Annotated in this window: 27 protein-coding genes; 12 read left to right on the top strand and 15 right to left on the bottom strand. The window is 37.9% G+C overall.

The annotated features are described in order from the left end of the window. Nucleotides 1-293: 293 nt before the first annotated feature. Nucleotides 294-641, top strand: coding sequence for a GNAT family N-acetyltransferase (locus BC008_RS52765; protein WP_407657065.1), 348 nt, complete (start codon nt 294-296; stop codon nt 639-641). An 82-nt stretch (nt 642-723) separates the two neighbouring features. Here the strand turns inward: BC008_RS52765 and BC008_RS52760 are convergent, their stop codons facing one another. From BC008_RS52760 to BC008_RS21680, 5 genes are all read right to left on the bottom strand, one after another. Further along, nucleotides 724-1,302 (bottom strand): alpha-ketoglutarate-dependent dioxygenase AlkB, encoded by a 579-nt coding sequence (locus tag BC008_RS52760; protein WP_407657067.1) that lies wholly within the window; start codon nt 1,300-1,302, stop codon nt 724-726. Between the two features lie 16 nt (nt 1,303-1,318). Next, entirely contained in the window at nt 1,319-1,900 is a 582-nt protein-coding gene (locus BC008_RS21695; protein WP_027842702.1) for a 3'-5' exonuclease, read from the bottom strand. A gap of 122 nt (nt 1,901-2,022) precedes the next feature. Further along, nucleotides 2,023-3,435, bottom strand: coding sequence for a DUF1254 domain-containing protein (locus BC008_RS21690; protein WP_027842703.1), 1,413 nt, complete (start codon nt 3,433-3,435; stop codon nt 2,023-2,025). A 19-nt stretch (nt 3,436-3,454) separates the two neighbouring features. Further along, the gene (locus BC008_RS21685) at nt 3,455-3,871 is read right to left on the bottom strand and encodes a type II toxin-antitoxin system VapC family toxin (RefSeq protein ID WP_027842704.1); all 417 of its coding nucleotides are present in this window, start codon (nt 3,869-3,871) and stop codon (nt 3,455-3,457) included. Then, nucleotides 3,868-4,119 carry a FitA-like ribbon-helix-helix domain-containing protein gene (locus tag BC008_RS21680; RefSeq protein ID WP_027842705.1) on the bottom strand — a complete coding sequence of 84 codons (252 nt, stop codon included), beginning with the start codon at nt 4,117-4,119 and terminating at the stop codon, nt 3,868-3,870. Before BC008_RS21680 ends, BC008_RS21685 begins: the two co-directional genes overlap by 4 nt. 174 nt (nt 4,120-4,293) lie before the next feature. On the opposite strand from BC008_RS21680, the gene BC008_RS49610 reads away from it, so the two are divergent. Then, nucleotides 4,294-4,467 carry a hypothetical protein gene (locus BC008_RS49610; RefSeq protein WP_161938136.1) on the top strand — a complete coding sequence of 58 codons (174 nt, stop codon included), beginning with the start codon at nt 4,294-4,296 and terminating at the stop codon, nt 4,465-4,467. Nucleotides 4,468-4,515: 48 nt separating this feature from the next. Here the strand turns inward: BC008_RS49610 and BC008_RS52155 are convergent, their stop codons facing one another. The 3 genes from BC008_RS52155 to BC008_RS52755 form a co-directional block, all read right to left on the bottom strand. Beyond that, entirely contained in the window at nt 4,516-4,647 is a 132-nt protein-coding gene (locus BC008_RS52155) for a hypothetical protein (RefSeq protein WP_268768236.1), read from the bottom strand. 217 nt (nt 4,648-4,864) lie between these two features. Then, entirely contained in the window at nt 4,865-5,320 is a 456-nt protein-coding gene (locus tag BC008_RS21675; protein ID WP_268768237.1) for an SLATT domain-containing protein, read from the bottom strand. Between the two features lie 70 nt (nt 5,321-5,390). Continuing rightward, the gene (locus BC008_RS52755) at nt 5,391-5,558 is read right to left on the bottom strand and encodes a DUF4236 domain-containing protein (protein ID WP_407657066.1); all 168 of its coding nucleotides are present in this window, start codon (nt 5,556-5,558) and stop codon (nt 5,391-5,393) included. Nucleotides 5,559-5,712: 154 nt separating this feature from the next. Here BC008_RS52755 and BC008_RS49605 point away from each other — a divergent pair, with 154 nt between their 5' ends. Next, on the top strand, nt 5,713-5,886 hold the full coding sequence (locus BC008_RS49605; RefSeq protein WP_161938134.1) for a hypothetical protein: 174 nt from the start codon (nt 5,713-5,715) through the stop codon (nt 5,884-5,886). A 431-nt stretch (nt 5,887-6,317) separates the two neighbouring features. Here the strand turns inward: BC008_RS49605 and BC008_RS21670 are convergent, their stop codons facing one another. Then, nucleotides 6,318-7,442, bottom strand: a complete 1,125-nt coding sequence (locus BC008_RS21670; RefSeq protein WP_027846905.1) for a hypothetical protein — start codon at nt 7,440-7,442, stop codon at nt 6,318-6,320. A 240-nt stretch (nt 7,443-7,682) separates the two neighbouring features. On the opposite strand from BC008_RS21670, the gene BC008_RS21665 reads away from it, so the two are divergent. Further along, a complete protein-coding gene (locus tag BC008_RS21665; protein WP_058183786.1) occupies nt 7,683-8,531 on the top strand; it encodes an Rpn family recombination-promoting nuclease/putative transposase in 849 nt (282 codons plus the stop codon). A gap of 154 nt (nt 8,532-8,685) precedes the next feature. On the opposite strand, the gene BC008_RS52150 is transcribed toward BC008_RS21665, so the two are convergent. From BC008_RS52150 to BC008_RS21650, 3 genes are all read right to left on the bottom strand, one after another. Further along, the gene (locus BC008_RS52150) at nt 8,686-8,820 is read right to left on the bottom strand and encodes a FitA-like ribbon-helix-helix domain-containing protein (protein ID WP_268768235.1); all 135 of its coding nucleotides are present in this window, start codon (nt 8,818-8,820) and stop codon (nt 8,686-8,688) included. 418 nt (nt 8,821-9,238) lie between these two features. Further along, nucleotides 9,239-10,477: a hypothetical protein gene (locus tag BC008_RS21655; protein WP_027846097.1), complete on the bottom strand. Its 1,239-nt coding sequence runs from the start codon at nt 10,475-10,477 to the stop codon at nt 9,239-9,241. 312 nt (nt 10,478-10,789) lie between these two features. Next, nucleotides 10,790-13,318: an ATP-dependent helicase gene (locus BC008_RS21650; RefSeq protein WP_027846098.1), complete on the bottom strand. Its 2,529-nt coding sequence runs from the start codon at nt 13,316-13,318 to the stop codon at nt 10,790-10,792. A 282-nt stretch (nt 13,319-13,600) separates the two neighbouring features. On the opposite strand from BC008_RS21650, the gene BC008_RS21645 reads away from it, so the two are divergent. Further along, nucleotides 13,601-15,547 (top strand): glycosyltransferase family 39 protein, encoded by a 1,947-nt coding sequence (locus BC008_RS21645; protein WP_027846099.1) that lies wholly within the window; start codon nt 13,601-13,603, stop codon nt 15,545-15,547. 307 nt (nt 15,548-15,854) lie between these two features. Continuing rightward, complete coding sequence (gene coaE / locus BC008_RS21640) at nt 15,855-16,469, top strand: dephospho-CoA kinase (protein WP_027846983.1); 615 nt, start codon at nt 15,855-15,857, stop codon at nt 16,467-16,469. A gap of 45 nt (nt 16,470-16,514) precedes the next feature. Here the strand turns inward: coaE and BC008_RS51465 are convergent, their stop codons facing one another. Next, nucleotides 16,515-17,309, bottom strand: a complete 795-nt coding sequence (locus tag BC008_RS51465; protein WP_027846982.1) for a globin domain-containing protein — start codon at nt 17,307-17,309, stop codon at nt 16,515-16,517. A 560-nt stretch (nt 17,310-17,869) separates the two neighbouring features. Between BC008_RS51465 and BC008_RS21630 the strand changes: the two genes are divergently transcribed. Then, nucleotides 17,870-18,574, top strand: coding sequence for a Crp/Fnr family transcriptional regulator (locus tag BC008_RS21630; protein WP_027844668.1), 705 nt, complete (start codon nt 17,870-17,872; stop codon nt 18,572-18,574). A 217-nt stretch (nt 18,575-18,791) separates the two neighbouring features. Here BC008_RS21630 and BC008_RS21625 read toward each other — a convergent pair whose 3' ends face one another. Continuing rightward, nucleotides 18,792-19,916 (bottom strand): site-2 protease family protein, encoded by a 1,125-nt coding sequence (locus tag BC008_RS21625; RefSeq protein ID WP_027844667.1) that lies wholly within the window; start codon nt 19,914-19,916, stop codon nt 18,792-18,794. Between the two features lie 861 nt (nt 19,917-20,777). Between BC008_RS21625 and BC008_RS21620 the strand changes: the two genes are divergently transcribed. The 5 genes from BC008_RS21620 (at nt 20,778) to BC008_RS21600 (ending at nt 25,001) form a co-directional block, all read left to right on the top strand. After that, nucleotides 20,778-21,248 carry an Hsp20/alpha crystallin family protein gene (locus BC008_RS21620; protein ID WP_027844666.1) on the top strand — a complete coding sequence of 157 codons (471 nt, stop codon included), beginning with the start codon at nt 20,778-20,780 and terminating at the stop codon, nt 21,246-21,248. A gap of 364 nt (nt 21,249-21,612) precedes the next feature. Then, nucleotides 21,613-22,692: a mechanosensitive ion channel family protein gene (locus BC008_RS21615; RefSeq protein WP_027844665.1), complete on the top strand. Its 1,080-nt coding sequence runs from the start codon at nt 21,613-21,615 to the stop codon at nt 22,690-22,692. Nucleotides 22,693-22,701: 9 nt separating this feature from the next. Next, a complete protein-coding gene (locus tag BC008_RS21610) occupies nt 22,702-23,814 on the top strand; it encodes a mechanosensitive ion channel family protein (protein WP_027844664.1) in 1,113 nt (370 codons plus the stop codon). Nucleotides 23,815-24,081: 267 nt separating this feature from the next. Beyond that, nucleotides 24,082-24,501, top strand: a complete 420-nt coding sequence (locus tag BC008_RS21605; RefSeq protein ID WP_036266525.1) for a rhodanese-like domain-containing protein — start codon at nt 24,082-24,084, stop codon at nt 24,499-24,501. Nucleotides 24,502-24,632: 131 nt separating this feature from the next. Further along, nucleotides 24,633-25,001 (top strand): hypothetical protein, encoded by a 369-nt coding sequence (locus tag BC008_RS21600; RefSeq protein ID WP_036266521.1) that lies wholly within the window; start codon nt 24,633-24,635, stop codon nt 24,999-25,001. Nucleotides 25,002-25,194: 193 nt separating this feature from the next. On the opposite strand, the gene BC008_RS21595 is transcribed toward BC008_RS21600, so the two are convergent. Continuing rightward, a complete protein-coding gene (locus tag BC008_RS21595) occupies nt 25,195-25,887 on the bottom strand; it encodes a polysaccharide deacetylase family protein (protein ID WP_027844662.1) in 693 nt (230 codons plus the stop codon). Nucleotides 25,888-26,011: the final 124 nt, after the last annotated feature.

Below are 26,011 nucleotides of genomic sequence, written 5' to 3'. Positions count from 1 at the left end.
GCCCAGCAAATCATCAGGATATTCCCTTTCTTGCTCTTATGGATCTAGAAGCCTCGCGGGCACCTTTCGGGAATTCCTTCTGGGAAGAGCTTCTAGCACCAACTGGGACACCTTCAGTTCGTTTTCTTGAAATAATGCTTCAGTGTGACGCATCCAACTGGGGGCATATCAAAGATTTCTTGGTTATTGAAAGAAGCGGTCAACCTGTCGCAACCTGCGCGGTTTATCGACCTTCGTCAATATCGGAAATAAATGGTCCGCTTAATCTCATCAAGTTACCCGAGATAGCCGAGATGCTTGACTGGGGTACTTCTATAACCAAAAGTTTTGAACAGGCTTACAACAAGATCTGGGGAGACGATAACAGTTTTCTCAAACCGCAGGCTGAGATGATTGTCGAGACTGTAGCTGTTTCCCCCGAGCATCGGGGCTTAGGGCTCGGACATAGCCTGATGAAGGCAGCCTTTAAACGCGCTCGTGAAGCAGGAGCTTCCTCATTGGGTGTTATGGTGATTCATGGTAATAGCCCAGCAAAGGCGCTTTATGAAAAATACTTCGAACCGTTCGTTACTTTTCACTCTGCTTTCTTTGATGACACATTTCCCGGTCTAACTAAGTATCGAGCAAACCTTAATCCATAGGAGAAATAACAGAAAAATCGATACAATGCTCTTATGTATGACCTTGCTGACGGTCAAAATGAAAAAAACTTTGAAGCGTCAATCACTCGAATGCTCTCATTGTAACTGAAATGCGGTGGTTTTTATATTTCGCAAATTTTGGGATTTCGTGAGTCCAATGTTGATTCGTACGCCAAGGGATTATTATGAAATCTCCGTTCCTTAGAACAAAATCTTTTATCAGATTACCCTTAGGATATGGACGCATTCGAAATACTCGCTCTTCTCCAAGGGAAATCGTGATTATCGGGGTTTGGGGAATGAGACCCTTCGTGCTGTCACGATGTTTGCCGTGATAATGGCTCAAACTGCCATCGTGCCAATTTACGAATAAACCATTGATTCTAGGATCAATTTCTTGTTGCACCCATTCCAAGTAGGATTTCAATGATTCGGGTACATCGTGTGCGATCGCGATTTGGTTGGAAAATGGGTAGTCTTTCTCATAGGCACGATTCCATCTCGGTACTTTGACGTGTTTCCCGTGTATGACGATCTCGGAATATTCGTCAGGGTGAAGACTCCATAGCTCCTTAAAACGGGTGCTATCCGGAATTAGATCGGCTGGAATTGTACCCGTCGTGATTTGGCAGTCTGTATCAAGGTCAATCTTACTATTCATTTTCCAACGCATCTATTCAATTTGTTTTTGGTATTTTTTTACGCCCAATAATGAATGGCATTAATTTAGCTAGATTTTTTGCATCATCAATTCCTCGATGATGTGTTCCATCTATAGACAAACCAACCATTTTTAGCGCTTTAGCCATACCATATTGTTTTTTAGTTCCTAATGCTAAAGAAAATAATTTTTTAATATTTACGTGCTCATTTCCCATGGGATAGGGGATTTTATGATACTTTGCATCTCGTTCAAGTTGATTTTTATCGTAGTCGCCCCAAGAACAAAAAATGGAATTTTGATATTTTTCAAACCAACATTTAAAAGTTTCTACTGCTTGTGAAAATGTGGGTGCTTCCTCAAGGTCTGCTTGTTTAATCGTAGTCAACTCTGTGCAAAAAGCAGTCAGTATTGGATGTCTAACGGGTTTAATAAAAATTGTAAATTCGTCGATGATATTTAATCCTACAGCTTCTACGATCACAGCACCAATTTCAATGGTTTCCATTTCCTTTTGCGGGATAGAAAATTTATCGCAGCAAGTAGCTTCCAAATCAACTATTAAATAATGATCGTAACTAAATAATCCGATATTCATATTTTATTTATTTTTTTATATGACAAATAATGACCGTGATGTGCAGCACGAATACTAAGCAGGGATGAGGGTGAAGGAGCCGGCGGGGCTCTAACGGGGTTAGCCACGGGCGCGAAAGAGAGCTAAAAAGATACGCTTAAGCCTGATTTTCCAGTGCAGTGCGGTTTTACTCGCTTTAGTGGTGGCTTTTGCCATGTGCCATTAATCGCCTCTTGTTGTGGCAAGTAAAGCCGCAAGGATATGAAGAAGCCCTTATCCGGTGCAGGTAGCCAGTTCTTCCTCTTTTTTTCTTCAGTTGGTTGAGCGTACTGGATATAAAGTGTCAGTCCTTCATCTTCGTCGAGAACAAGTTCATTGTTGTCTAACATCGTTGAATTAATAAGATAGCGCTCGAGTTCGTTCTCGACGAGAAGCTGCTCGGGGAGATTATACATCGTTGCCGACCAGAAAGCGTCAGCCGGTGGCAATCCACCTGGCTCGAAGCGTAGCGTATAACAGACGTCGCCTGATGCATTTAATTCGTTGCCGTCTGAATCGTTATAGTAGGAAGGATACATGGCCTCCTCAACGGAATTGCCCCAGATGCCAAGAATCGCGCCAGCCATGCGGTACAGGTAAATGTTACCTGTTTCCGTCAAGTGCTGACGTGTGCCGAATAGGTCGGCGGCGGTGACTTCTTGAGTGTTAATTTTGTTCTTCTTCAGCTCCAGATAAGCATCCCAACCGTCCTTTACACCTTGCTCGACGGCCTGTTTCAATTCCACAGAGAGTTCTGTCGGGTCAAAGGTCAGGCCAGGTCCGATGTTTAGTTTTGCGAAGCGAGCCATCAATTCCGTTTCCGATTCGTGTGTTGGACAAAACGTCGTAAGAAGGAAGTTCAGCAGGCTGAATACTTCAAGTGAAGTCTCGCCCTTGTCCAGTCTTACGGGTCTTGGGTATCTCACCGCTGGCATTTCCGATGGCGGATCCGTATTTGTAAACTTACTCAGCGGTTGAACCTTGTAACCGTTCTCAATGATGTCTTCGACATTCTCTAAGTCATCTGAGTTGAAAAGCTGGGTGCGGTACAAGGCTAGTACAAGACTGGTTTCGCTACGTATAACTGCGGTGATTTCAGCCGGTGTCTGCCCCGTCCAGTCAGGACCAGCCAGCAAGTACTTGCCTGCCCCATTGCCTGTCGTCCGAGTGCCAACATATTCGAAATTGTGAGTGTAAGCATCAATGAGTTGGATAGAGTAGTATCGTCTAGGGTCTATAATTGGGACCGTCAAAACTAAAGGTTCCGCACGAAGATCTGCGCCAACCACACAGTAAGGTGTATCCGTGTTCGGTGTCTGAACTGTTTTATCCGATGGCGTGGACAGTCGTGCTTCGCCATGTAATTCATTCAATGGTCCCTTATATTCGTCATTATTGGGCCAAAGAAAGTAGGCAAAAAAAATCCGATAGCTGTCCACCATCGGATACGCGTAAATGAACGCATCTTTCGAGATCAATCGGGCTTCTTGTGGAGTAAGTGTGGACGAATCAGCCATTCTCAATTTTCCTTTATAGTTATTCCCAAGGATTAATTATATCGATACCACATTTTTCAAAATCATCCACATTTCGTGTCACCAAAATAGCCTGATGCAAACAAGCAATAGCAGCAATCTGAGCATCAATTTGAGAAATAGGACGACCTATAGTTTTTCTTTTGGCTACTATAGTTGCAAATAATTGTGCTGCATCGGTATCAAAAGGCAAAATACGTCCAGCAAAATCTAGCTCGAACATGGATTTAGCTGCTTTTTTCAAGGCAGTACGCCGTTTTCCTACTGGTAAAATTTCCAAACCATATAGGATTTCGGCTTGAGTCAAAGCAGTTATAAATAAGCTTTTTGCTTGGTATTTCCCTATCCAGTGCACAACTGATTTATCGGGTTTCGATTTCATTAGTTCCGATAAAACATTAGTATCAAGAATAATCATTGCTCAAATTGAGGAGGTTTGCGCATTGCTTCACGAGAAGAAGCAGGTAGGTCGTCAACTCCACCCAGTTGAGCAAATCGTTTTTGAATTGATTCGGCGAGATTTTCTGACAGTTGAGTATCTTGGAGTAAAGTATTGCGTAAAATTTGCCGTACTTCTTCTTCCATCGAATGACCGTGATGTGCAGCACGAATACGCAGTAGTTCTTTTATTGGTTCTTCCAGATTGCGAATAGTTAAGCTAGCCATAGATTTTAATTTGACTTTGTACTTGCATTGTAATCAATGCTAGCAATGCTATCAATTTACTCAAAAGTGATATCGCTTTAACATATAAAAGTGTTTTACAACGAGAGGAAGATTTAATTGTTGGAGTAATTTAAAATTTGCCGTAGCGTATTGCTTGCTGAGAAGGAGAAATATATGGAAATTGTTACAAGTTGGGAAAAACAAGGTGCTAACAAAGCATTAGAACAAGTAGCACTTAATTCATTGCGCGAAGGTCTACCAGTAGAGATAGTTGTAAAAGTTACAGATTTGACTATAGAGCGAGTGCAGGAATTGAAAGCGGAATTAAAAGCTGAAAATAACAAGTAGGGAGTTAGGATGATTGGGATCATCGCCAGATTTAATTGACTTAAAGCTCTAAGGTTTCAGTGCTGCGATCGCTATTTCTTTATCTATAGCTTCATACAGCTTCCCACTCTTTGGCATGTTTTTTAGGATGTCCGTCACCAACATTTTAATTGTGACTTCGACAACTAGAATATCTAGCACACCGTAGATGTTAGAAGCGAAAGATGTCAGCAGCAACGCTAAACATATCGCGTTCCATTCCTTGTAGGAACATTTTTTAAGATCTTGCTAGTATTTTCAAGGCGATGATGCCACACAAAAGTTTGAGTCACCGGCGTGAGCAGGTTGAAAAAATAGTATTACGGCTGTGTAAGCCGAACTTTCGGCGCACTCTCTGGTTAGATGAGCAAAATAAAATCTATTGTTGCAGATACGAAAAAGGTTTCATAAACTTTCTAAGAAGTTTTGATCTTGCCCAAGATGGAATTAAAGGACATTGCTTATTGATCTGATCGCGTTCCTGCATAAGACCTTCCCAACGATTAATAAATTCTGCGACTTCAATAATACTAGCTCTGCTTCTTTTGATCAGGAGATAAGTTTTGGTCGCCCATGAATCCAGTGCATTGGCAGCTTCAAAATGTAACTGTTGCTTCTCGGATGGGTTAAGAAAAGACATTGCACCTGTCAGCCCTGAAACAATGAATGCTGTTATGCCAGCAGTAACAGAGTACTTGGCAAAAGCTGATACACCAGAAACACTAGCTAAGATCGCTGCAGGTAATCCAAAGAATATATGTAGATTACCATAGATTCCAGCAGCATTCCTATGGCAACTAGACATTTCAAGCGCTCTGTCTGCATACCACTCCATCTCGGTTGCTAGATCAAGTAGAAACCGGGTGTGGCTAGAATTATGATCATCGTCTGTCATAAACAATAAGTTACGAATATTTTAATGAGTATCCTTTACTTTTTTTAGAAGCTGATTGATAAGAAAATGGACCAGGCAGATTTACTGAAGTATTTTGAGTGGAATTCCAACTAATTGGACCAGCCTTTATAGTCGTTGAAATTTCTGATTTGGATAAATTGACAGATAAACCGGGCAACAAACAGCTTTATCTTTTTCCTAAAACGAAATCCCATAGTGTTTTTAATATATCTATCCATTTCAGTATGCCCATATTTCACCAAGATTATTAACTCTAAAAAACCTTTAAAGCAGCAATAAGTACAATGAGATTAGAGCAGAAGGAGAAATATATGGAAATTGTTACAAGTTGGGAAAAACAAGGTGCTAACAAAGCATTAGAACAAGCAGCACTTAATTCGTTGCGCGAAGATTTATCAGTAGAAACAGTTGTAAAAGTTACAGGTTTGACGCTAGAAAGAGTGCAGGAATTGAAGGCAGAATTAAAAGCTGAAAATAACAAGTAGGGGATTAAGATTATCGGGATTAATAGCTAGACTCAAAGGAGCAAATCTTGGATACTCTAAGGAATTTAAGTAAAAATCTACTACTCAATAGGGCGCACTTCGGTGCGCCCCTACGAGTAAGAAATTATGGTAAGAATATTTTTTTGGGAATTTATTACAAGAAAAGAAGCACTTTGCAATACTCCTGGCTGCAAATATTATTCCATCTGGTTAAACTTCAGCTACGACGGTTAAATTTAAAGCAATAAGATTACTGATAGTAAGGAAAAATTTGTTAACGAAATTGATTCTCAAACCGTTCGCGATTGCATGCACGTAGTTTGCGCTTATCGCAGCTAAGCAGTTAGCAGAAGCGTACCGTAGGTATTGGTTCTCCTTATAGTCTAATACACTTCTTAAATTGATAAACATTGCTACAGTGAGACCGATTATTAGCCCCAGTTCAGAGACGGTAAGCGAGAGCCACTCATTCCCTTTCTCACACTTTTCTCAATATCTAAAATTACCTTCTGAATCCCACTCTGCTCGTTATTCAAAATATCTTTCTTCATTAAACTGAAGTAACCTTCGATATTCTGTTTCAGAATGGGTCGGTACTTAACTTCTGTATTGTGCACGTCCACAACATCCCAAGCAATAATAGCCATAGTTGCTAAAGGACCTAGAAACTCTCCACCAACTAACCCCCCTGTTTTACCTAAAAAGCTTGTACTTACAAGGGCTTTAGTTGCTATTTTCCCTGTCATTTTTTCAAATAACACTACTGTTGCTTTCGTTAATAATGCCCCACTTCCTAAGCTTCCAATGGTAAAAGCTTTTAGTTGCAATGGAACTTGTTTTCCCTCAACGTTAGTCACAAGGACTGTAACACCTTGCAAATACTCGTTCCAGTCTACTTTGGGGATGTTGTATTTAATACGAATTTTCTCAAAGTTTCGCTGCAGTTCACTAGTATAAATTTGTGAAATGTCCCTTGAAATAGTTTTTAATTCAAGCTTTGCAAGTTCAGGTTGAAGAACACGATTTGTAAATTCCTCAAGAACCTCTTTCTGAATTTTCTCTTTAGCAGTTGGAGAATTTTTACTTAGAACTCGCTTCCCAGTTTGTAAAGTTCCATCTAAACCAAATTTTTTCTGGGTCCAGTATCCAAAATACCAATCCAGGAAATCAACATCCTGACTTGAATCAACTCGACTCATCAAGCCATTAATCCAGGTATCTAGCTCATCTGAAGCAGCCGTTAAAGCTGCTTTGCGAGCTGCCACTAAGGCAGCATCTAGTTCTACCGTAAGCTTATCTGTTTGAGTTGCCGCAATAGTAAATTTACTAGCTACTCCAGTAGTGTTAGCTACGGGTGCAGCAAGGGTATTTCCAAATGCAAAGTGCCTTCCAAAAGAAGACAGGACAATGAGAATTAAAATAGCCCAGAGAGTAATAGAGAAAATACGCCATCCTAGCTTCAGTAACGTCTGCCATGTAGGAATTCTCTTTACAGAGTTAAGCAATACTAAAGCTAAATTAGTGACAAGTGTTAGAAAATCTCTTTTTTTTGTCATACTACACTTGATCCCTGTAGCTAATGTTTATAACAATATGTTATATTTGATACTTACTAGTTATCATTGGGTTTTTCCCCGATCTCTTCAATATTAATTTCGTAATCTTTTAGTAAAACTATATTAGGGCTTACGCAAAATTTATGTAATTCGACATCCAGTTAACTTCTACCAAAATACTTTATTCTCTAATAACAAAATCTAATGATAGGATGACCAAAATTACTATTCAAAGTAACTATGCCTATCGACCATGACCGCTTATTTAAAGAGTTAATTTCTACATTTTTCATTGAATTTATCGAACTTTTTATTCCTGCTATAGCTTTAGATATAGATCGAGATTCTATTCAATTTTTACCAGAAGAAGTTTTATCCGATGTGACTGCTGGAGAAAAGAAACTCATAGATTTACTCGCAAAAGTCAAATATCAGGAGAAAGAAACTTACTTTTTAATTCATGTCGAAGCTCAATCTTATTCACAACAAGATTTTGCCAAACGAATGTTTAAATACTTCGCCAGACTTTATGAAAAATATGATTTGCCAATTTATCCTGTTGTTATCTTCTCATTTGATGAACCACTAAGAGCAGAACCAAAAACGCATAGCATTCAATTTCCTAATTTGGATGTACTCAGGTTTGAATTTGCAGCAATTCAATTGAATAAAATTAGTTGGCGAGATTATTTAACCCAACAAAATCCTGTTGCTGCTGCACTAATGGCAAAGATGAATATTTCACCGGAGGAGCGTCCACAAGTTAAAGCAGAATGTTTGCGGTTGTTAACTACTTTAAGATTAGACCCGGCACGCATGCAATTAATATCTGGTTTTATTGATACTTATTTAAATTTAAATGAAGCAGAGGAAAAAACCTTTAAAGCTGCAATAAGTACAATGGGATTAGAGCAGAAGGAGAAATATATGGAAATTGTTACAAGCTGGGAACGAAAAGCATTAGAAAAAGTAGCACTTAATTTGTTGTGCGAAGGTATATCAGTAGATATGGTTGTAAAAGTTACAGGTTTGACTTTGGAACGAGTGCAGGAATTGAAGGCAGAATTAAAAGCTGAAAATAACAAGTAGGGGATTAAGATTATTGGGATTAATCGCTAGACTCAATTGACTGCTCAAATTGAGGAGGTTTGCACATTGTTTCGCGAGGATAAGCAGGTAGATCGTCAACTCCACCTGGTTGAGCAAATCGTTTTTGAATTGATTCAGCAAGATTTTCTGACAGTTAAGTATCTTTTAGTAAAGTATTAGGTAAAATTTGCCGTAATTCTTCTTCTATCGAATGACCATGATGTGCAGCACGAATACGCAATAGTTCTTTTATTGCTTCTTCTAGATTGCGAATAGTTAAGCTGGCCATAGATTTTTGTTTAACTTTGTACTTATATTGTAATCAATGCTAGCAATGCTATCAATAAACCAAAAAGCGATAATCGCCCTAATGATGAAACAAGTATCCTGAGCAGTTGTGCCAATGTCGCCTTGATGAACGATCCACAAGCCCGTGAAAAGACTTGAGAGTACGGTGCATAATTCACCGAAATAATGCTGTCTAAAAGATTGGTAGGTGGCGCGTTCTTTAATAAGAAAACGTGGTGCGCTCCTCGTAGCATCCGCTCCATTGAGTTGTTGGGCATCACAAATGCTTGCGCTTGCTGGCTTGAGGCAACAAAGCCCAGCCTACAGTCAGCTTAATCGCACCACGAGAACGAAGATCGAGATCATTTGCTCTACTCGACAAACCTCTCTATAGAGACTACATAGAAATCTCCTCTAGCTTATACTTTGGAATAATCCGGTTCAGGAATAACCAACCCAAAAGTTTTACCTCCTTCAACCACAATCTTCAGATCAAGTACTTCCGGAATTTTAACGCCAAGAAATTCTTCCAGAGTCTGATAGGGACGGACTGAGAGATTATGGGCAAAGACTGAGTCTGAAGCAGCTTTGGCGATAATTTTTTGCTGTACTTTTTCACGACCTTCTGTTTCAATCAGCTTACTTAAGGATTTCCCCTCTTTGTGCGCTCGGAGATAACTTTTGGAAAGAGTCGGTGTCGTCGCCATATCAACAATCGCTGGGATACGACTACTGGGGTTGGGAAGATAACCACTACCCGAGTTGAGCTTGTACGTTTCTTCTTTGATGTTTAAGCTATTAAAGACCTCCTCTCTTGTAAACAAACCATCTGGATTGATGACCACACCAGGAGTACTGTCCTTAAATAGGTATTTGCAAGCGTCAATATTCAGCGAGTTGTCCTTGTATAGTTGCGCTTCAGTACCCAGGCTGTATTCTTTGATTATCCAGCCTGAATAATCTGTACATCCTGACCCTTCGTGCCAGCCCCAGATGCAGTAGTATGCAGGGTTTTTGGCATAGAAACTTTGAACCCACTTTGTAGGAGGGGTGCTTTTGTCGCCTTTTATGACCAAGGGGTGCATGGGGTCGTCTTGCCAGAATGTGATGACCTTATAGGTATCTAACATTTGTTGCCAAAGATTTCTGTCTAAACCCAATAAAACAGCCTTAGCCAAATCCAAGAATTTAGGATCCGTTTTGTCCGGAAATGCTATTGTTGCCAACTCAGAAAGAGTGGTGGTAGAGCCTTCAAAGGTAAAGCTTTTCTCCCAGTTACCGACAACATTGGCATGATAAGCTGCCAGTTGAGTATCTACTGCGATGCATGTTTTTGAAAAGCGATTAACATAGCTTGCAAAGGAGCCTTTTATATCGGCAGGCGGTTTATCGTACCATGAGGAGATTAATCCAGCAAGAAAATTTCCGACGATAGAACCAACAGGGCCTGCGATTGATGAGCCAATCTTCCCGAAAGCACCTTTCATAATGCTTAACACGATTTTGAGGCCTGGGTCACTCTTATCATGTTCAGATAAGAGGAGATAAGCGTTTGTGATCTTATCCTGACCATAATTATGAACATAATCATTTAGCTCCTGCATATTTTTCAGGTTATTCTGAACCTTAGTTATATCTGCAGCAGTAGGTGAACTCATATATTCCTCAACTTTATATTTTTATGGCGTTGCATAAATGCAGGATGAATTAGCTGAGCACTAGGATCTCTTTGTACTCGTAACTACAAAGTACAAATTAGACATGCATTTAAGCATATCCACTGATTTAAAATAGCATAATTGCAAACCACATAAATGTAACTTTGTCTACTTCGGTGTTTGCCGTTTTTTCTAATTTTTCTAGACTTGCAGTATAGATAATGCACAGTAGAAGAGATCAATTCATCCCTCTATTATGCAACGGCGAAAATTCCCACAGAAGATGACACTCCTTCATAAAAATTTCCCACTTCAATCAACCACATACTCCCCAAATTCCCGCGTCAAAGCCGGAAACACCGGACAAACAGCCTGCTTCTGCAAATTATCCGGCTTACTCCAAGTAAAAGGAGCCTCTTTCGCTGCAGACATCCACAACAAACGTTTCGCCCGAGTCATCGCCACATAAAGCAAACGATATTCTTCAGCAATTTTGAGATATTTTGCTTGTTCCCAAGCTTCGGTAACATTGGGTAAACGGGGTTCGTCATGTAACGCCGCACGAATTTGGGCGCGAGCAACCTCTGATAAAGTAAAGCTACCCAAAAATTGCCTTTGGGGAGGAACCCAAAATCTCCCTGGTATTAAATTTTCGTGCAGAAACGGCATAAATACATAATCCCAGTCCAGCCCTTTGGCTTTATGCATGGTAATGATGGTCAATTGACCGGGACGGGTATACCGGGCTTCTGAATCTTCTGTATCAACTGGTTCAAAACGTTCGGAACTGACTATTTCGCTTAATACTCGCAACATTTCCCCCAAGGAAAGATTACCGGCGATTTGGATTGCAATGCGTTCAGCTAATTTGTCTGCAGTAGCGAGTTCGGCTTGTTCGTAGTTTAAAGTTAAACCAATAAAGGAAATCAGGTGATAAACCGGTAATTCTAACCGAGCGCGGAGTAAACTTCGACATATTTGAGCCGCTTTTTGCACCGGTTCTGTTTGCGGTGGAGCGAGGGGTCCGGGATACAAAAAGTCCTCTGGTAAGGATGCAAGGGCGTTAAGGTCTTGGGTTTCAATAATGCGACGTTGTACCATTACCGCCAATGCAGCTTTTAGGTAGTCCGGGGAATGGGGGCGATCGCAAAAGTTAAGTATGGCTAAAATTTCTTCGGGGACATGGGAATGACGTTCCTGCTCGCTGACATCATACAGGTTAATTCCATGTTCTTTGCAAATCGGTTTGAGTACTTCACCAAGCCATCGTCCTTGACGGTTTTCCCTAACTAAAATTGCGCCGGTTATTGTATCGCTTTCATCTTCACTAAACAACTCAATTATGCGTTGAGAAATCAATTCTACAGTATGGTGAATATCTCGAGGCTTATGTAGTTCTAAACCTTGACCGATCGCTTGAGGATTTGCATTGGGTTGAGGATCCTCTGGTTCTACAAGATGAATATTTTGATCGCGAAATGGAAGTTTTGCTGTAGCTAGACTTTCTGCTTGCAGACGTTGTTGTTTCGCTTTTTTATTTTGACTACTGTAAAGTGAATTGACCCACTGCAAAGCAAAGTTAGCCGCTTCAATCACTATACTAGTACTCCGTCCCGCTCGATCCATCGTCGCCAGTCGGTTTTTAGCCTGACATTCTTGGCAAAACTCGCGGAAATAAATTGGATCTGCAGGGGTAAAAGTTGAGTTAATTGCTTGGTTGGGATCCCCTACCCTTACCAGGTTAATTAGGGATTGGCGTTCGGAGCGCACGCTCCGCGTACCATTAGGGATTTGGGATTGGGTAATAATTGTTTGTCCCCTGCTCCCTGCTCCCTGCTCCTCGTCTCCCTGCTCTCCACTCCCAGTCCCCAATCGCCAGTCCCCAGTCCCCAATCCCTCCGTCGCCAAAATCTGCAATAACTGGGTTTGCAGAGGTGAGGAGTCTTGAGCTTCGTCTTCAAATACGGCGAAAACTTGATTTTGTTCGATTCTGCGGGCGCTGGGATTATCTAATACCCGTAACGCTGCTAAAATCATGTCGTCATAATCAATAAATTCGCGATCGCGCATCAGGGTTTCATATTGGTCGTATAACCCAGAAGCTATACTTAAAATTCCATATTCATCTTGAGTTTGTCTGCTTAAAATTTGTAAATCTTCTGGCGACAATCCAGAACTTTTTGCTTCATGAATCACCGTACTCGCCAAATCCGGTAAAACCTCCGTTCGGATTACTGACTGACGACGCAATCTTTCGGTTTCCTCACCGTCAAATTGCATCCCTTCAACTAAACGGTAATATTGAGATTGGTTATTAGTAATCCAATGCTCCACAGAAGTGCGAATTAAACGGTGTCCTTGGTTGGGAGTAATTAAAGTAAGACGGTCTAGTTCTAATCCAGATAAATTGGGGTGACGACTAGCAATGTTGAGGGCTAAACCGTGCAAAGTATGGACGACAAAACCTGTTTGGGGTAGAGATAAATCGTCGCGGAGATATTTACGAATTTTAGCTTTAATATTGGCAGCAGCGGAACGAGTAAAGGTCACCACCACCAACTGTCGGCGAACATTGGGGCGAGAACTGTTAGAACGCTGATACTGACGCGCGATCGCAATAGCTGCGGCTGCAGCCATTCCGGTAGATTTACCAGCACCAGGAACAGCCGAAACAGCTAAAGGTCCACCTTGCCAATCTACCATTTGCTGTTGCCCGTGACGCAAACTATTACGAATATTATTAATGGCTTGTTCCCTGGGAGAAGCAAGGTTTTCTCTCGCAGATAATTCTGTATCTAGAGGCTCAGTCGGCACTGTATCAGTAAAATTAGCGTCTGACATAGATTCAACTTTAAACTTTAACCTTGAAATTTGAGATTTGAGCTGCCATATTGTTCGTTATTAATTTCTCATTCCTCGCTAGAAAATGGTGGGTACATTTGACACTTAATTAGTATGTATTTGTAATAACAAATTTTGTTATTCAATCAGTTTATATCAATAGAGTTTAATAAAAATCTATTTTGTCAAGGGGTTTTGGAAAGAACAAAAATCTTACAACCTTTACGGATACTTTAAAACAGACATCAGACTTAATCTAATAAATGAGTTTATAAATCAATAATGACAAATTTAAAATCAAAATATTTCCTACATTACTTAAGTTTAACTTTTTTAGTTTTACTTGCTGCAATTTTACGATTTTGGCACCTGGATTTAAAGCCTTTATGGATGGATGAAGTTATTACAGCCATCTTCAGTTTAGGTAAAAACTATCAAGATTTACCTTTAGATGTAGCACTACCTTTGGAGAATTGGCGAAATTTTTTGAGTTTAGAAACAGGGAGAAGCTGTTCTCAAATTGCCGAAAATCTTTCCAATCAATCTACCCATCCCCCATTATTTTTTTGTGGAATGTATCAGTGGCTAAGTTGGGTTTCTCCTAAGGAGCAAGATTTAGTCACACAATTACGTTACCTCCCAGCCATATTTGGCGTGCTTACAGTTATACCAATCTATGCTGTCAATAGAATTGCTTTTTCTACTCAAGCTGGCTTAATGGCTGCTGCTTTGATGGCTGTTTCACCTTTTGGAGTTTACCTTTCCCAAGAAGCAAGACATTACACCTTACCAATGCTGTTGATTTCAATATCACTGTTGGGGTTGATAAAAATTCAACGGGATATCATCGAACGGAATCAGATAAAATTTTCAGTCTGGTTGGGATGGACAATTGTTAACAGCATTGGGTTTTATGTCCACTATTTTTGTATTTTGGCGTTCATTGCCCAAATTGCGACTTTTATTGTCTTAATGTATGGAAAATTAATATATCCTAAAAAACCACAGGAACAACAAGGTAATATTCTTCCTCAACGTAAAATTTTACTGGCGTTAGTTTTGTCAATTGGTGCAACTAGTTTAAGTTTTTTACCTTGGCTACCAATTATTACCAAACATTTTACTAGTGCAGATACTAGCTGGCTCCATGCTCCCGTCCATATTGCTCCAATTTATCAAACCCTGGCAGGATGGCTGGTAATGTTAATTGTATTACCAGTAGAAAATCAACCTTTACCAATAGCGATCGCCTGCGGTGTATTAATGCTTTTATTTGGTGTTTGGGTAAGTTTGCAAGTTTTCCGGGGTTTAAAACAGTTATTATCTGCACCTAAAACCTATTTTTCAGCAGTTACACTTTTAAGTTATTCAATATTTATTATTTTAGAATTTTTTGCGATCGCATATATTTTGGGCAAAGATATCACAGCAATACCCCGTTACAACTTTATTTACTTTCCCAGTTTTTGCGCCCTGATATCTGCTAGCTTATGCGCGACTAGAAACTTAAATAAAAATCAAAATACCAGTAAAAATAAAAAATTCAACAAGTTTAAATTTAATAAATTTCAATTCAACAAGCTGAGAAGTTTTGTAAATAAAATAAATTCTGTAGCGCTGACAAGATATTTAGTTTTACTAATTGGAGTCATAAGCTCATTATTCGTAATTAATAACTTTGCCTTTAAAAAACCCTTTCTTCCCAGTGAATTCGCTCAAAGTATAGATCGAGAAGTATCAATACCATCAATAGTAGTCATGGGGTATAGAGATAACCAAGATGTCGCGCTAGGATTAAGTTTTGCTCTAGCCCTAGATGCAGAAAAAGAACAAAAAAAATCAAAAATTACTTATGTATCGAGTGATTCAACTTTAACAACAAGAGATTTTATAACAAAAGATTTAACAGCAGGAGGTTTAGTAAAAGGAAATTTACAAGTAGATCGCTTGGGAAAAGAAAATTTACCCACTAAAAAATATTCAACAGCCGATAAGTTTGCATTTTTTTCTCAAAAACAGGGATTTCAAGCAGTTTGGCAAAAACTAGCTGAGTTACCTCCACCAAAGGAATCACAGGTAAATTTGTGGGTAATTGCGCCAGGTCTTAGACGTCGCGACTATCCCCAGCAAACCAACTTGTCCTCACAAATTCCTTGCACCATAGATCCCAAACAACATTACCGTATTGGAGTACCCTATCAACTTTATCGGTGTGAAAACTTTGAGTAAGGAGTAATGAGTAACAAGTAATAAGTAATAAGTAAGGAGTAAATGATAACTGATAACTGTAGCCCGTAAGGGCGTGGCGTTAGCCATAAACTGTTAGCGGATCCGTAGGTAGCGCAGCTAGAGGCTAACGCCGACGCCGCAGGCTCTACTCTAGCGTGCACGACAGCGCATTAACTGGTAACTGATAACTGGTAACTGGTAACTGATAGCTGATAACTGATAACTGGTAACTGATAACTGGTAACTGATAACTGATAACTGATAACTGATAACTGATAACTGATAACTGTTAACTGACAACACAAGGATGAACAAAAGAATTATTGGCTTAACCGGAGGTATCGCAACAGGAAAAACTACTGTAGCGAACTATTTAGAGAAAACCTATAATTTACCAGTTTTGGATGCAGACATTTATGCAAGAGAAGCTGTCGCAACAGGTTCGCCAATTTTTCAACAAATCGTAGGACGTTATGGAACAGAAATTTTGCTTGATGATGGAAACCTCAACCGTCACAAACTCGGGGAAATTATTTTTAACGGTCCAACAGAACGTTTATGGCTAGAAAATTTAATTCACCCCTATGTCCAGCAAAGATTTATTCAAGGTATTGAAGAATCAACCTCGGAAACATTAGTTTTAGTTGTACCGTTACTATTCGAAGCTGAAATGACCGATATGGTAACAGAAATTTGGGTTGTATATTGCAATGAAGAACAGCAATTACCAAGGTTGATGCAACGAAATAATCTTACATTAGAACAAGCTAAAGCCAGAATTAGCAGTCAAATACCCTTAGAAGAAAAAGTAAAAAATGCAGATGTAGTCTTAGATAATTCTTCTACTGTAGAAGTTTTATTGAAGCAAATAAACACTGTGCTAGCAAAACATGAACGGAAATCAAGTTCAAATACAGTTTAAACTGGGTTTATGAACAGTCAATAGTCGCGACATTGACGAGTAATTTTACAAAACTGCAGGTGATGATGAATAAATTTGCTGTTCTCTTTTAATAAAAACCTCAGCTAATATTTCATAAGCTTCTGTCCATGCTGTCATCACCTCATCAGTTGCAGCATCCCCCAATACATCTTTCATTGCTTGTAATAAACTTTCTCCTACAATGGCATATTGTTCGGGTTGAACATGAGTTTTGACATGACGGTGGGCTATTGTTTCCACAGTGGACTTTAATGCTTCAAGATTATCGATGTGACTAGCATAACCATAAACTGCATTTGCAAGTTTTGCTGGTTGAGAACCATTAGCTTGTGCGGACATATCAAACTGTTTTTTCACTTCTGGATGGTTGTGAAACATGATTTCATACATCCGCGTAGTAATTTGTTTACCGCGTTTTTTGAGCATCGGAGCAGTAGACTTAACGATATCAACGGTTTTTTGGCTGACACCACTTTTTGCTTGGAGATGTTCTGAAAGGGTAAGCATAAAGGAAAGATTTTCTGTAGCTCGTACCGCGTGGATGGTATTAGCTGGTAGAAATATAAACACACCTGGGGTCAAGATAATTTCTCTACCTTCTAAGGTAAGAATTCCTAGTCCCTCGATCGCTGTAATTGTTGCGTTGCGAGTTGAAGTATGTTCTTTAATTTCTCTACCTTTAGCTAAACAAAGTAGAGTGTATTGAGTGTTGTTATCTTTAAACAAAACTTTGCTAATTGTCTTGGTTTGGGAATATTCAATTGTATCTTTGAGGGTTGTTGTAAAGTAAGTACTGGGAGAATTAATAGTGTTAGTCATATATTTGATTCCTAAATGTATCTATACAAACAAAAAATCGAGAATAGTTCGAGATAAAGAAGATGAAGGCTTATTTCATCTCCACTACAGATATCAACTAAAGATATAAGGAAATTTCACACCCTTACATTTGAAGTTATATTCACTTTCTCACTAAATTTTTACTGTGTCTCTGAGCTAGCTCATAAATATGGAGCGAAACCGATCAAATTTTCTTTCAAAATCACAAATAGTATTTGAGTTTTTCTACCTTAAGTCAATAGATATCGCAGATTGGAAGTAAGTGAGGTACAGCTTAAAAGGTAAAATTTAGGTATGATGCAGGTTCAAATTCTATCTCCTGAATTCTGACTCCTGACTCCTGACTCCTGACTCCTGACTCCTGACTCCTAACTCCTGACTCCTGACTCCTGACTCCTAACTCCTGACTCCTGACTCCTGACTCCTGACTCCTGACTCCTGACTCCTGACTCCTGCTGTGCTTACACCCCGCTATGCTAACGCTGTAAGCGCGGTCTGTCCTAAATTCTTTTTTACTTTATTGTTTGATTTTTCAACAGATGCTAATCAGAGGTCACTCTTCAATTGAACAGATCGCCAAAATTTCGGTCTTTCTAGACTTAGAAACCGCTCAATTAGAGTATCTTGTACCTCATAGTTGCATTCGAGATTATCAGCGCAATGAAATTATCGTACATGAGGGCGATCGCCTTCCACCTCAACTTCACGCTCTAAGTACGGGAATATTACAAATTAAAAAAACTGCTACCAATGGGAAAGAAACATTAGTACGTTTGATTCCCCCAGGAGAAATTTTTGCAGCTCCGGCTATTTTTGGCGATGGAATTTCACCCGCTACAGTGATCGCTCAGGTAGACTCACAAGTATTGACAGTAGAAAAAGAAGCATTATTAGAAGTAATTCGCCATCATCCAGAAATAGCTTTGCGCATACTTTCTGTTTTTAATCAACGTCTACAACAGCTCCACAACACCGTACATGGACTAATTTCGGAGCGAGCGATCGTGCGTCTGGTACGCGTGATTCAATATTACGCTCATCGCGATGGAACTCACACCACAGTTCAAGGGGATTGTTTAAATATTAACCTTCCCTATTATCAAATAGCTCGAAGCATTGGTATTACTTATGAAGAGTGCGTGCGCTTGTTCAAAAAAATAAATCAAGTTGTTACTTATCAGCGAGGAGGTAAGATTATTGTGAAAAATTGGCAGCAGTTAGAAAAGATTACATATTCTAAATAGAAATAATCATAGCAGAAGTCAGGAGTCAGGAGGCAGGAGTCAGGAGTGAAAGCTGCTTTACATATAATTTCTAGCTTTTTGGCTGTACCTCACTTACTTGCAATCCGCTATAAATGAAAATAACCCCGTTCTATAGCTCAACTCTCGCACTACGAAAACGGGTTTATTTTGGATATTTCTATTAAAGAAAATCAATTGTTCAGAAAATTCCAGAGAATTATGCAGGATTAGCTTTTACTCTGTTTTGCAGTAGATTGATAACGGCTGCTTTCTCTAAAATTCCAACCAATGCTCCATTGTCGCGAGTTACAGCAAGTGCGGATAACTTTTGTTGTTCGAGTAATTGAATAACCTCCAATAACGGTTGACCCGAACGCACAATTGTAGATTCTTCAATTGGTCGCATGACTTCTACTACTCGAGTTTCTGACCATAATTCAGTAGGAATATTTCGTAAACTGTCAATCGATATTGAACCTAACAATTGTCCGCTATCGTCCGTTACCAAAAACCTACGCCAATCTTTTTGACTTAAAATTTGTTCGTCTGCAAATTCTCGTAAGCTAAGATTATCCGAAACAATTGGGCTATTATTCGTTACAGCATCTTCAGCAGTTAGACCAGTAAGCTTTTCCTGTATTGAAGCAAATTGAGCTGCATTACCAGCATTTTGAAGTAAAAAGAAGCCTATCAATAAGTTCCAGATGTTAGCAAAACTACCGGATAACAATAGAGGAACTAGACCGGATGCGATCGCTAACCAACCAAATACTTGTCCAACTCGACTTGCAAAAGTCACACCTTTGTAAGGATTACCAGTAACTTTCCAAACAATTGCTTTGAGTATATTACCGCCATCTAATGGTAAACCTGGAATCAAATTAAATAGCGCTAATGCCAAGTTAACTGATGCTAAAAGACCAAGAATTGCAGCCAATGGTCCCGATGGATTAGTTGTTATACCAATAGCTGTAAGGGTTCCAAACAGGAGTAAGCTAACTAAAGGACCAGCGATCGCAACCCAAAAGGCTCCAGCAGGAGTTTCAGACTCTTTTTCTAAACTTGCTAATCCACCAAATATAAATAATGTAATTGATTTAACATTAATTCCCTGACTAATAGCTACAAAGCTGTGTCCTAACTCGTGAGCGACAACAGAACTAAATACTAATAATGCTGTTATTAAACCTAATATTAGAGCCACTCCCCCGCCAAGCTGGGGAAATTGCGCCATCAGTCCACCACCATAGCTCCAAGTCACTAAACCTAAAACTAAAAACCAGGATGGGTTGATATAAAAAGGGATTCCAAAGAGATTACCAACACGAATTGTATTATTCATGGCTTTTACATTGTATTTCAGCCTTGAGAGGTTTTTAATTCTCTCGATGTTTCTATGGTAACGAAATGTTAAGCAGATTTAATCTTTGTAACTGTAGTGGTGTCCGTCCATACAGGTGCGGTTATGCGACTTTGGTTATTAAAACCTATACAGTAAAGGTGAATTTGGGAATGAATGGACAAATTTCGCTCCTCAAAAACGAGAAGAAAAAACAAGAAAAGTGAAGATTATTTGCGATGTAAATCACCAATTTGCTGATAGTGATAGATTGATTATCAAAGCTGAAATAGCTTCTCCGGCAGATATAGCAGCCAAAGTAGTTTAGTTGAATTGTCTTAGTTAAGAGGTAAAAGAGCTGTTTTACTATCTGTCCACCGAACGAACAACAACACCCACCCAAAGCGAAAACTTAGATTTCTTCAAAGTGGCGAAGGGGGTAATGTAACTGAATTTTTGCTTCACTTCTAGGTTAAAGTGCTTTACTTTCAGGTTAAAGTTATAAATTCAGTACAAACCTAAACATTGATGAATAAGAGGAAATCATCAAGGAAGTAGAATATCGGGTGTTGTCGTTTTAAAATAATTTCAATATAAATAGAGTTGACGGTATTAGAGAGATAACAGTTAACCCTAATATTTTCAGTTTGTTTTAAAGATTGTTTTGATTTTTATTTTTTTGATTTTTATTTTTTTGATTTTGACAATTACATTTAAGGTTGCAATTAATGTTCGGTAATCATTAACTAATCAGCGAGAGAACCGAGTATACATTACCTTAAATCCTCATTTAATATAGGAATCAAAGCAATCAGTAGAACACTGAATTTGTGAAAAAATTCTAGTAAGTTGAGGGAGAACTGTATGTCATTAGTTCACTTTAACCCTTGGAGAAAGATTGACGATATAGAACATCGTTTACATCATTTACATCCAGAACATCATTTCCACAGCTTACTTGATGACTTGGTCTCAACAGAGTCAAATGATGTAAATAATTTTACTAAGGTTCCTGCTGCCGAATTAATTGAAACTGATAGTGCATTTTATCTTAGATTAGAAATTCCAGGAATGAAAGTCGAAGATCTGGATATTGAAGCAACAGAAAAATCAGTTTCTATTAATGGAGAACGTAAAGCAGAAACAGAAAGTAAGAAACACGGTCATACTAAAAGTGAATTGCACTACGGTAAATTCCACCGTGTAATTCCCTTACCAGTGAAAATTCAAAATACTAAGGTAACCGCTAATTATAGAAATGGTATTTTGAGTCTGACATTACCTAAAATGACCGAAGACAAAAATAAAGCAGTCAAGGTTAACATAGGAAGTTAATCTCTTTGATATTTGCAAAACATTATCTTGAATTAAGTTATTAAGTCATTAAGTCTTGTATTTCGATAATAGTAATTTTGTATAAATACCAGCCTGGTTCTAAAAAGAATCAGGCTTTTTATTGGTAATAGATACCACTCATATGATTCTTATAGTTGTTTAATTTTTTTATTTATAAAGCCTGTGATTTAGATAACAGATAAAAATATTACTATTGGTGTAATAGTAATAAGTAAATATAGATTTTAAGCAATTAATTCATTGTTCAAATAAATACTCTGAAAGTTACAGGTGTGAAGAAATCTGTTATATACCCATGTGCTTGACTTGATGAATATTAATATTCAGTAATAGGAAAAATTTCATGGCAGATTTATTATTTGATATTTCAATATTAGATCGTAGTACAACAATTATAATTTTATTAGGTTTATCTACTATTGTGGTAGCTATAGTTTCGCAATTCATATTACCGCTGTTTTATTTTCTCATAGCCAGTTTTGTTTCTCCGAATATAAGTGAAACTATTCAAAAAGTTGTAACTCCCTATAATAAGTTAATAGCTATTTTTAGCGGAATAATTTTTATAGAAATAATCATTAAATCAATCTCAGTCGCTAAAAATTACCCGATAATTGAGTTATTTATTAGTTTTATCTTAACAGTTATAAGTTGTTGGCTTGCTTCTAAAATAACTGAAAAGTTTCTAGATGTGTATCTTTTGGATATAGCTGTTAACAGTGGTAAACAGGCTAATAGCGAGCTAATTATAACAGGGAAAGTAATTGTTAACTTAGCAATTATTGTATTTGGGATAATAATTTTTGCACAGCTACATCAATTTAATATACTTGGCTTATTAGCAAGTTTGGGAATTGGTGGTTTAGCTATTGCTTTTGCGGCTCAAAAAACTTTGGAACAATTTCTTGGTGGAGTTGTCTTATATCTAGATCAACCGTTTAAAATAGATGACTACATTGGTTTATCTGATGGTATTTTTGGCAGAGTTGAATCAATTGGTTGGCGTTCTACTAAAATAAGAACTTCCGGAAAAGGTACAGTATTAATTGTTCCTAATAGTTCTTTAACCCAAATGAATATTGAGAATTATACGGAAGCGAAAAAAGTAATGTCAGTTATCAATTTAAACTTTGACCGAGAAATTCAATCACAAGAACAAGCATTAATTCGACAAGTAATTTTGGCAAGTACTAGCGATATTTTCGGTCTAGATTCACGTAATACCGATATTGCATTTAAAAGTACTAATCAAGCTCAAATAACATTTTTTATCTTAGGTTCTTCTGGTGAAGAATCAATGGAATTACGGCGTCAATTGCTCGATAAAGCTAAGCAAAAGATTGACACCAAGCTAAAAGAGTATGGTATAGAGTTTAGACTAGATGACTCAACAATTTATGTTGATGCACCTATTACAATTTAAGGGGTAAACATGAAATATATAGAAGATATAATATCTTTCTTAGAAGGTCAGGGTGTTAATAATATATTAATTTTTTTGGGTTTAGCTATCATTTCTTTAATACTTGCAAGATATGTTCCTGCAATTATAAAGTTTTTCATCTCTCGTTTTGCGACATCACAAATTATGGATGTCTATGAAAAATCGGTAGATCCAATTAGTGGCTTAATTAAGATTGTAGTTGCTTTCATCTCAATTTCTTATTGGTTAGACTTTTTACTTTCTGATGAAGCATTCTATGATTTTTTTCGTGTTTTGATGGATTTAGGAATTGTTATCATTATAGCTTGGTTATTTTCACGTTTATGGAGTCAATTTCTTAGAGTTTATGGTATTCATTTTTTACGTAAACTAGGTTATGAGATTGATGACTTAGTAGTAATTGCAGAAACAGTAGTTAACATCACAATTGGTGTTATTGCTGCTTTTGCATTTGCTGGAATGAGAAAAATGAATTTAATTGCTCCTCTAACTGGTTTGGGAATTGGGGGTTTAGCAGTTGCTTTTGCAGCACAGAAAACACTAGAGCAATTATTGGGTACTTTAGTACTTTACTTAGATAGACCTTTCATTCCTGGTGAATATATCCGTATACCTTCTTCTAGTCAGTTATCGGAAGGTTTATTTGGTCGAGTGGAGTCAATTGGACTACGTTCTAGTAAAATTAGAACTGCTGCAAAAGGTACTTTGATTATCGTTCCTAATTCCACATTAGCTAATTTAGAGATTGAAAATATTACTCGTGGTAAAAAAGTAATGGTTTTACTCTATCTCGACTTTAATAAACAGTTAATAGATAAAGAACAGGCTTTAGTAAAACAAGTTATTCAGGAAAGCACCGATGCAATTACTGGAATCGATCCAGGTAGTACTAGTATTTTTATAAGTCATAGCTCAGAAACTAAAGAATCTAGAGCAAGAGTAACATTTTTCATTTTAGGATCTAGTGAAAATTCTATTGAATTACGAAAACGCTTATTAGAGATAGCAAATGAAAAAGTCTCTTTACAGTTAAAAGATTATGGAATAGAGTTTGAGATGCAAGAACCTAATATTTATGTGGAGTCACCCATCACTATTTAAAAGTTTATATCTATAAGTTCATATTGTTTACCATTACAGATAAATTGGCAGGTATGGTTGAAATACTAATAACCCATGGGGATAAAAAGTTGACTGTACCGATTGAATCTAAGATTTTACTTACTTTGTTAGACAAAGCGCAAGTGATGACCGGACTATAAGCAAGGATATTTACAAGAACTGACCGTTATTATGATATCTTACAGCGTGTCTTAAAATATAAAAAAGTAAAGATGAAAAATAAGATTGAAAGATAATTTTAATTGAATGAGATTACATCAGAATATATTCAGGTGGTCGGTCATAATATTTTTAGGGTTGAGTCTTTATAAAACTACTGTTGCTTGTAGTGAGATACTTCCAGAAACTAAACAAATCTCTCCAATTGAATTAGCTCAAGTCATTAACACAAATGCAGTACCAATAATTTTAGATGTACGCACAGCAAAAGAATATTCAGAAGGTCATATTCCAGGAGCAATAAATATTGAATATCGAGAACTACCATCTCGTTTACATGGAATCAAATCCTCAGCAAAAAAGCAAATTATAGTTTATTGCGAACGAGGTTTTAGAGCTAAAATTGCAGAACATACCCTTAAACAAGCAGGCTTTAAAAAAATCTTACACCTACAAGGAGATATGTCTGCTTGGCGAAGTAAGGGACTAGAAATAGAAAAGGACTAGAAATAGATCGCAGTATAACTTATGGTATAAAACTATTTTATTTATCTTTGCCATTTGATAGAGAGAATATTCAATATGTTTTTTTAGGATTAATCTTAGATCGAAACAAACATAGTCTAAGTATTAAACCTATGAATAACAACCAAAATTTAACTTTAGAAAATCGTCAATTAGAAGATAAACAACCACTTAATCCAGAGGAAGTTGCTCCAGAGCAAAAACAACAACAGCAGCAGGAAATAGACAGTAAAGGAAATGATTTACCCATAAATCCTGGCGATCGTATTGATGGATCGAAGAATCTAGATCAAAAAGCAAAGCAGGTAGCAGTGGATGCACCGGATATCACTGGAGACCATGTGACTGTTCCGACATATTTCGTTGTGGAAGATACAGAAGGTGATAAAGAAGCCTTGCATCACGTCAAAGATGCAGAGGAGATTTCAGACGTCATCAGACAAGCGCGCACAGACGAAAACGGTAAACGTGTTTGGGATTAAAAAAAGAAATTGCGCGAGGATTTTTCCGAAACACTATAATGTAGCGAAATTCGAAGTAGTGTAGCAATAATTAATCTAAGTTATCGATCCAAATTTCGGGTGTAGAGAAATTCTAGAAGGCTTTAGAAATTAGTTCTAGAGCTGAATTTCTCCATCTATACGAATATCTACATATACAAATAGGTAAATACATCTATCGATCGCGTTTAACCTTTTTTATTTTTTCCTCCCATAAAGCATCAATTGTGACGAAATTATATTCCCTTTCTAATAATTGAGGAATTAAGGTATTCGCTATTTCTGCAACATCCTCTCCTCCACAAAACCCATCATGTAAAACGATCGTTGAGCCTTGCTTGACTAATTTTAAAACTCTTTGTGTCACAGTCAGAACTCCAGGTCTAACCCAATCTTCCGGTACCACGCTCCACATCACCGGTCGGTAATTCCACTTTTGTAGTAGTTTTAGAGTCTTAGGTGTAAAAAAACCGTTAGGTGGACGAACATCTCGTATTTGTTGCGATCGCAATCCACAAGCACTAGAAATTGCAGTCTGAGTTTTTTCTAGACTTTGCTGAAGTTCTGTTTCTGAAAGGAATGGAAAATTATGATGAGTATAGCCATGTAAACCAATCCAATGACCCGAAGCATGAATTTTTTTAACAATATGTGGTGAACGTTCGACACACGCTCCCAATAAAAAAAAGCTTGCAGGGATTTTGTGATATTCGAGAATTTCTAAGAGTCTTGGAGTGTATTGGGGATGAGGTCCATCATCAAAAGTAAGTGCGATGTTACGGGAACTGTTATTCCCCTCCCAAAGACAATCAGGGAAGTTGGGGCGGAGAATACGGTAAATAATTGGAAATATAGGAAAAAATTGCATAATTGGGATATTTTCAAATATCAATTACTCCGAGGGCGATCGCATTTTAGGTCGGAACCAGTGCAGCTTTTATTTTGAACTTCGATCCCATTCCAGAGTCTACCGTTCGAAGTATATTTATTTT

The organism is Mastigocoleus testarum BC008, assembly GCF_001456025.1.
Classification (GTDB): Bacteria; Cyanobacteriota; Cyanobacteriia; order Cyanobacteriales; family Nostocaceae; genus Mastigocoleus; species Mastigocoleus testarum.
The sequence above is the reverse complement of the archived record's forward strand: the minus strand, read 5'-3'. Positions and strand labels throughout refer to the sequence as shown.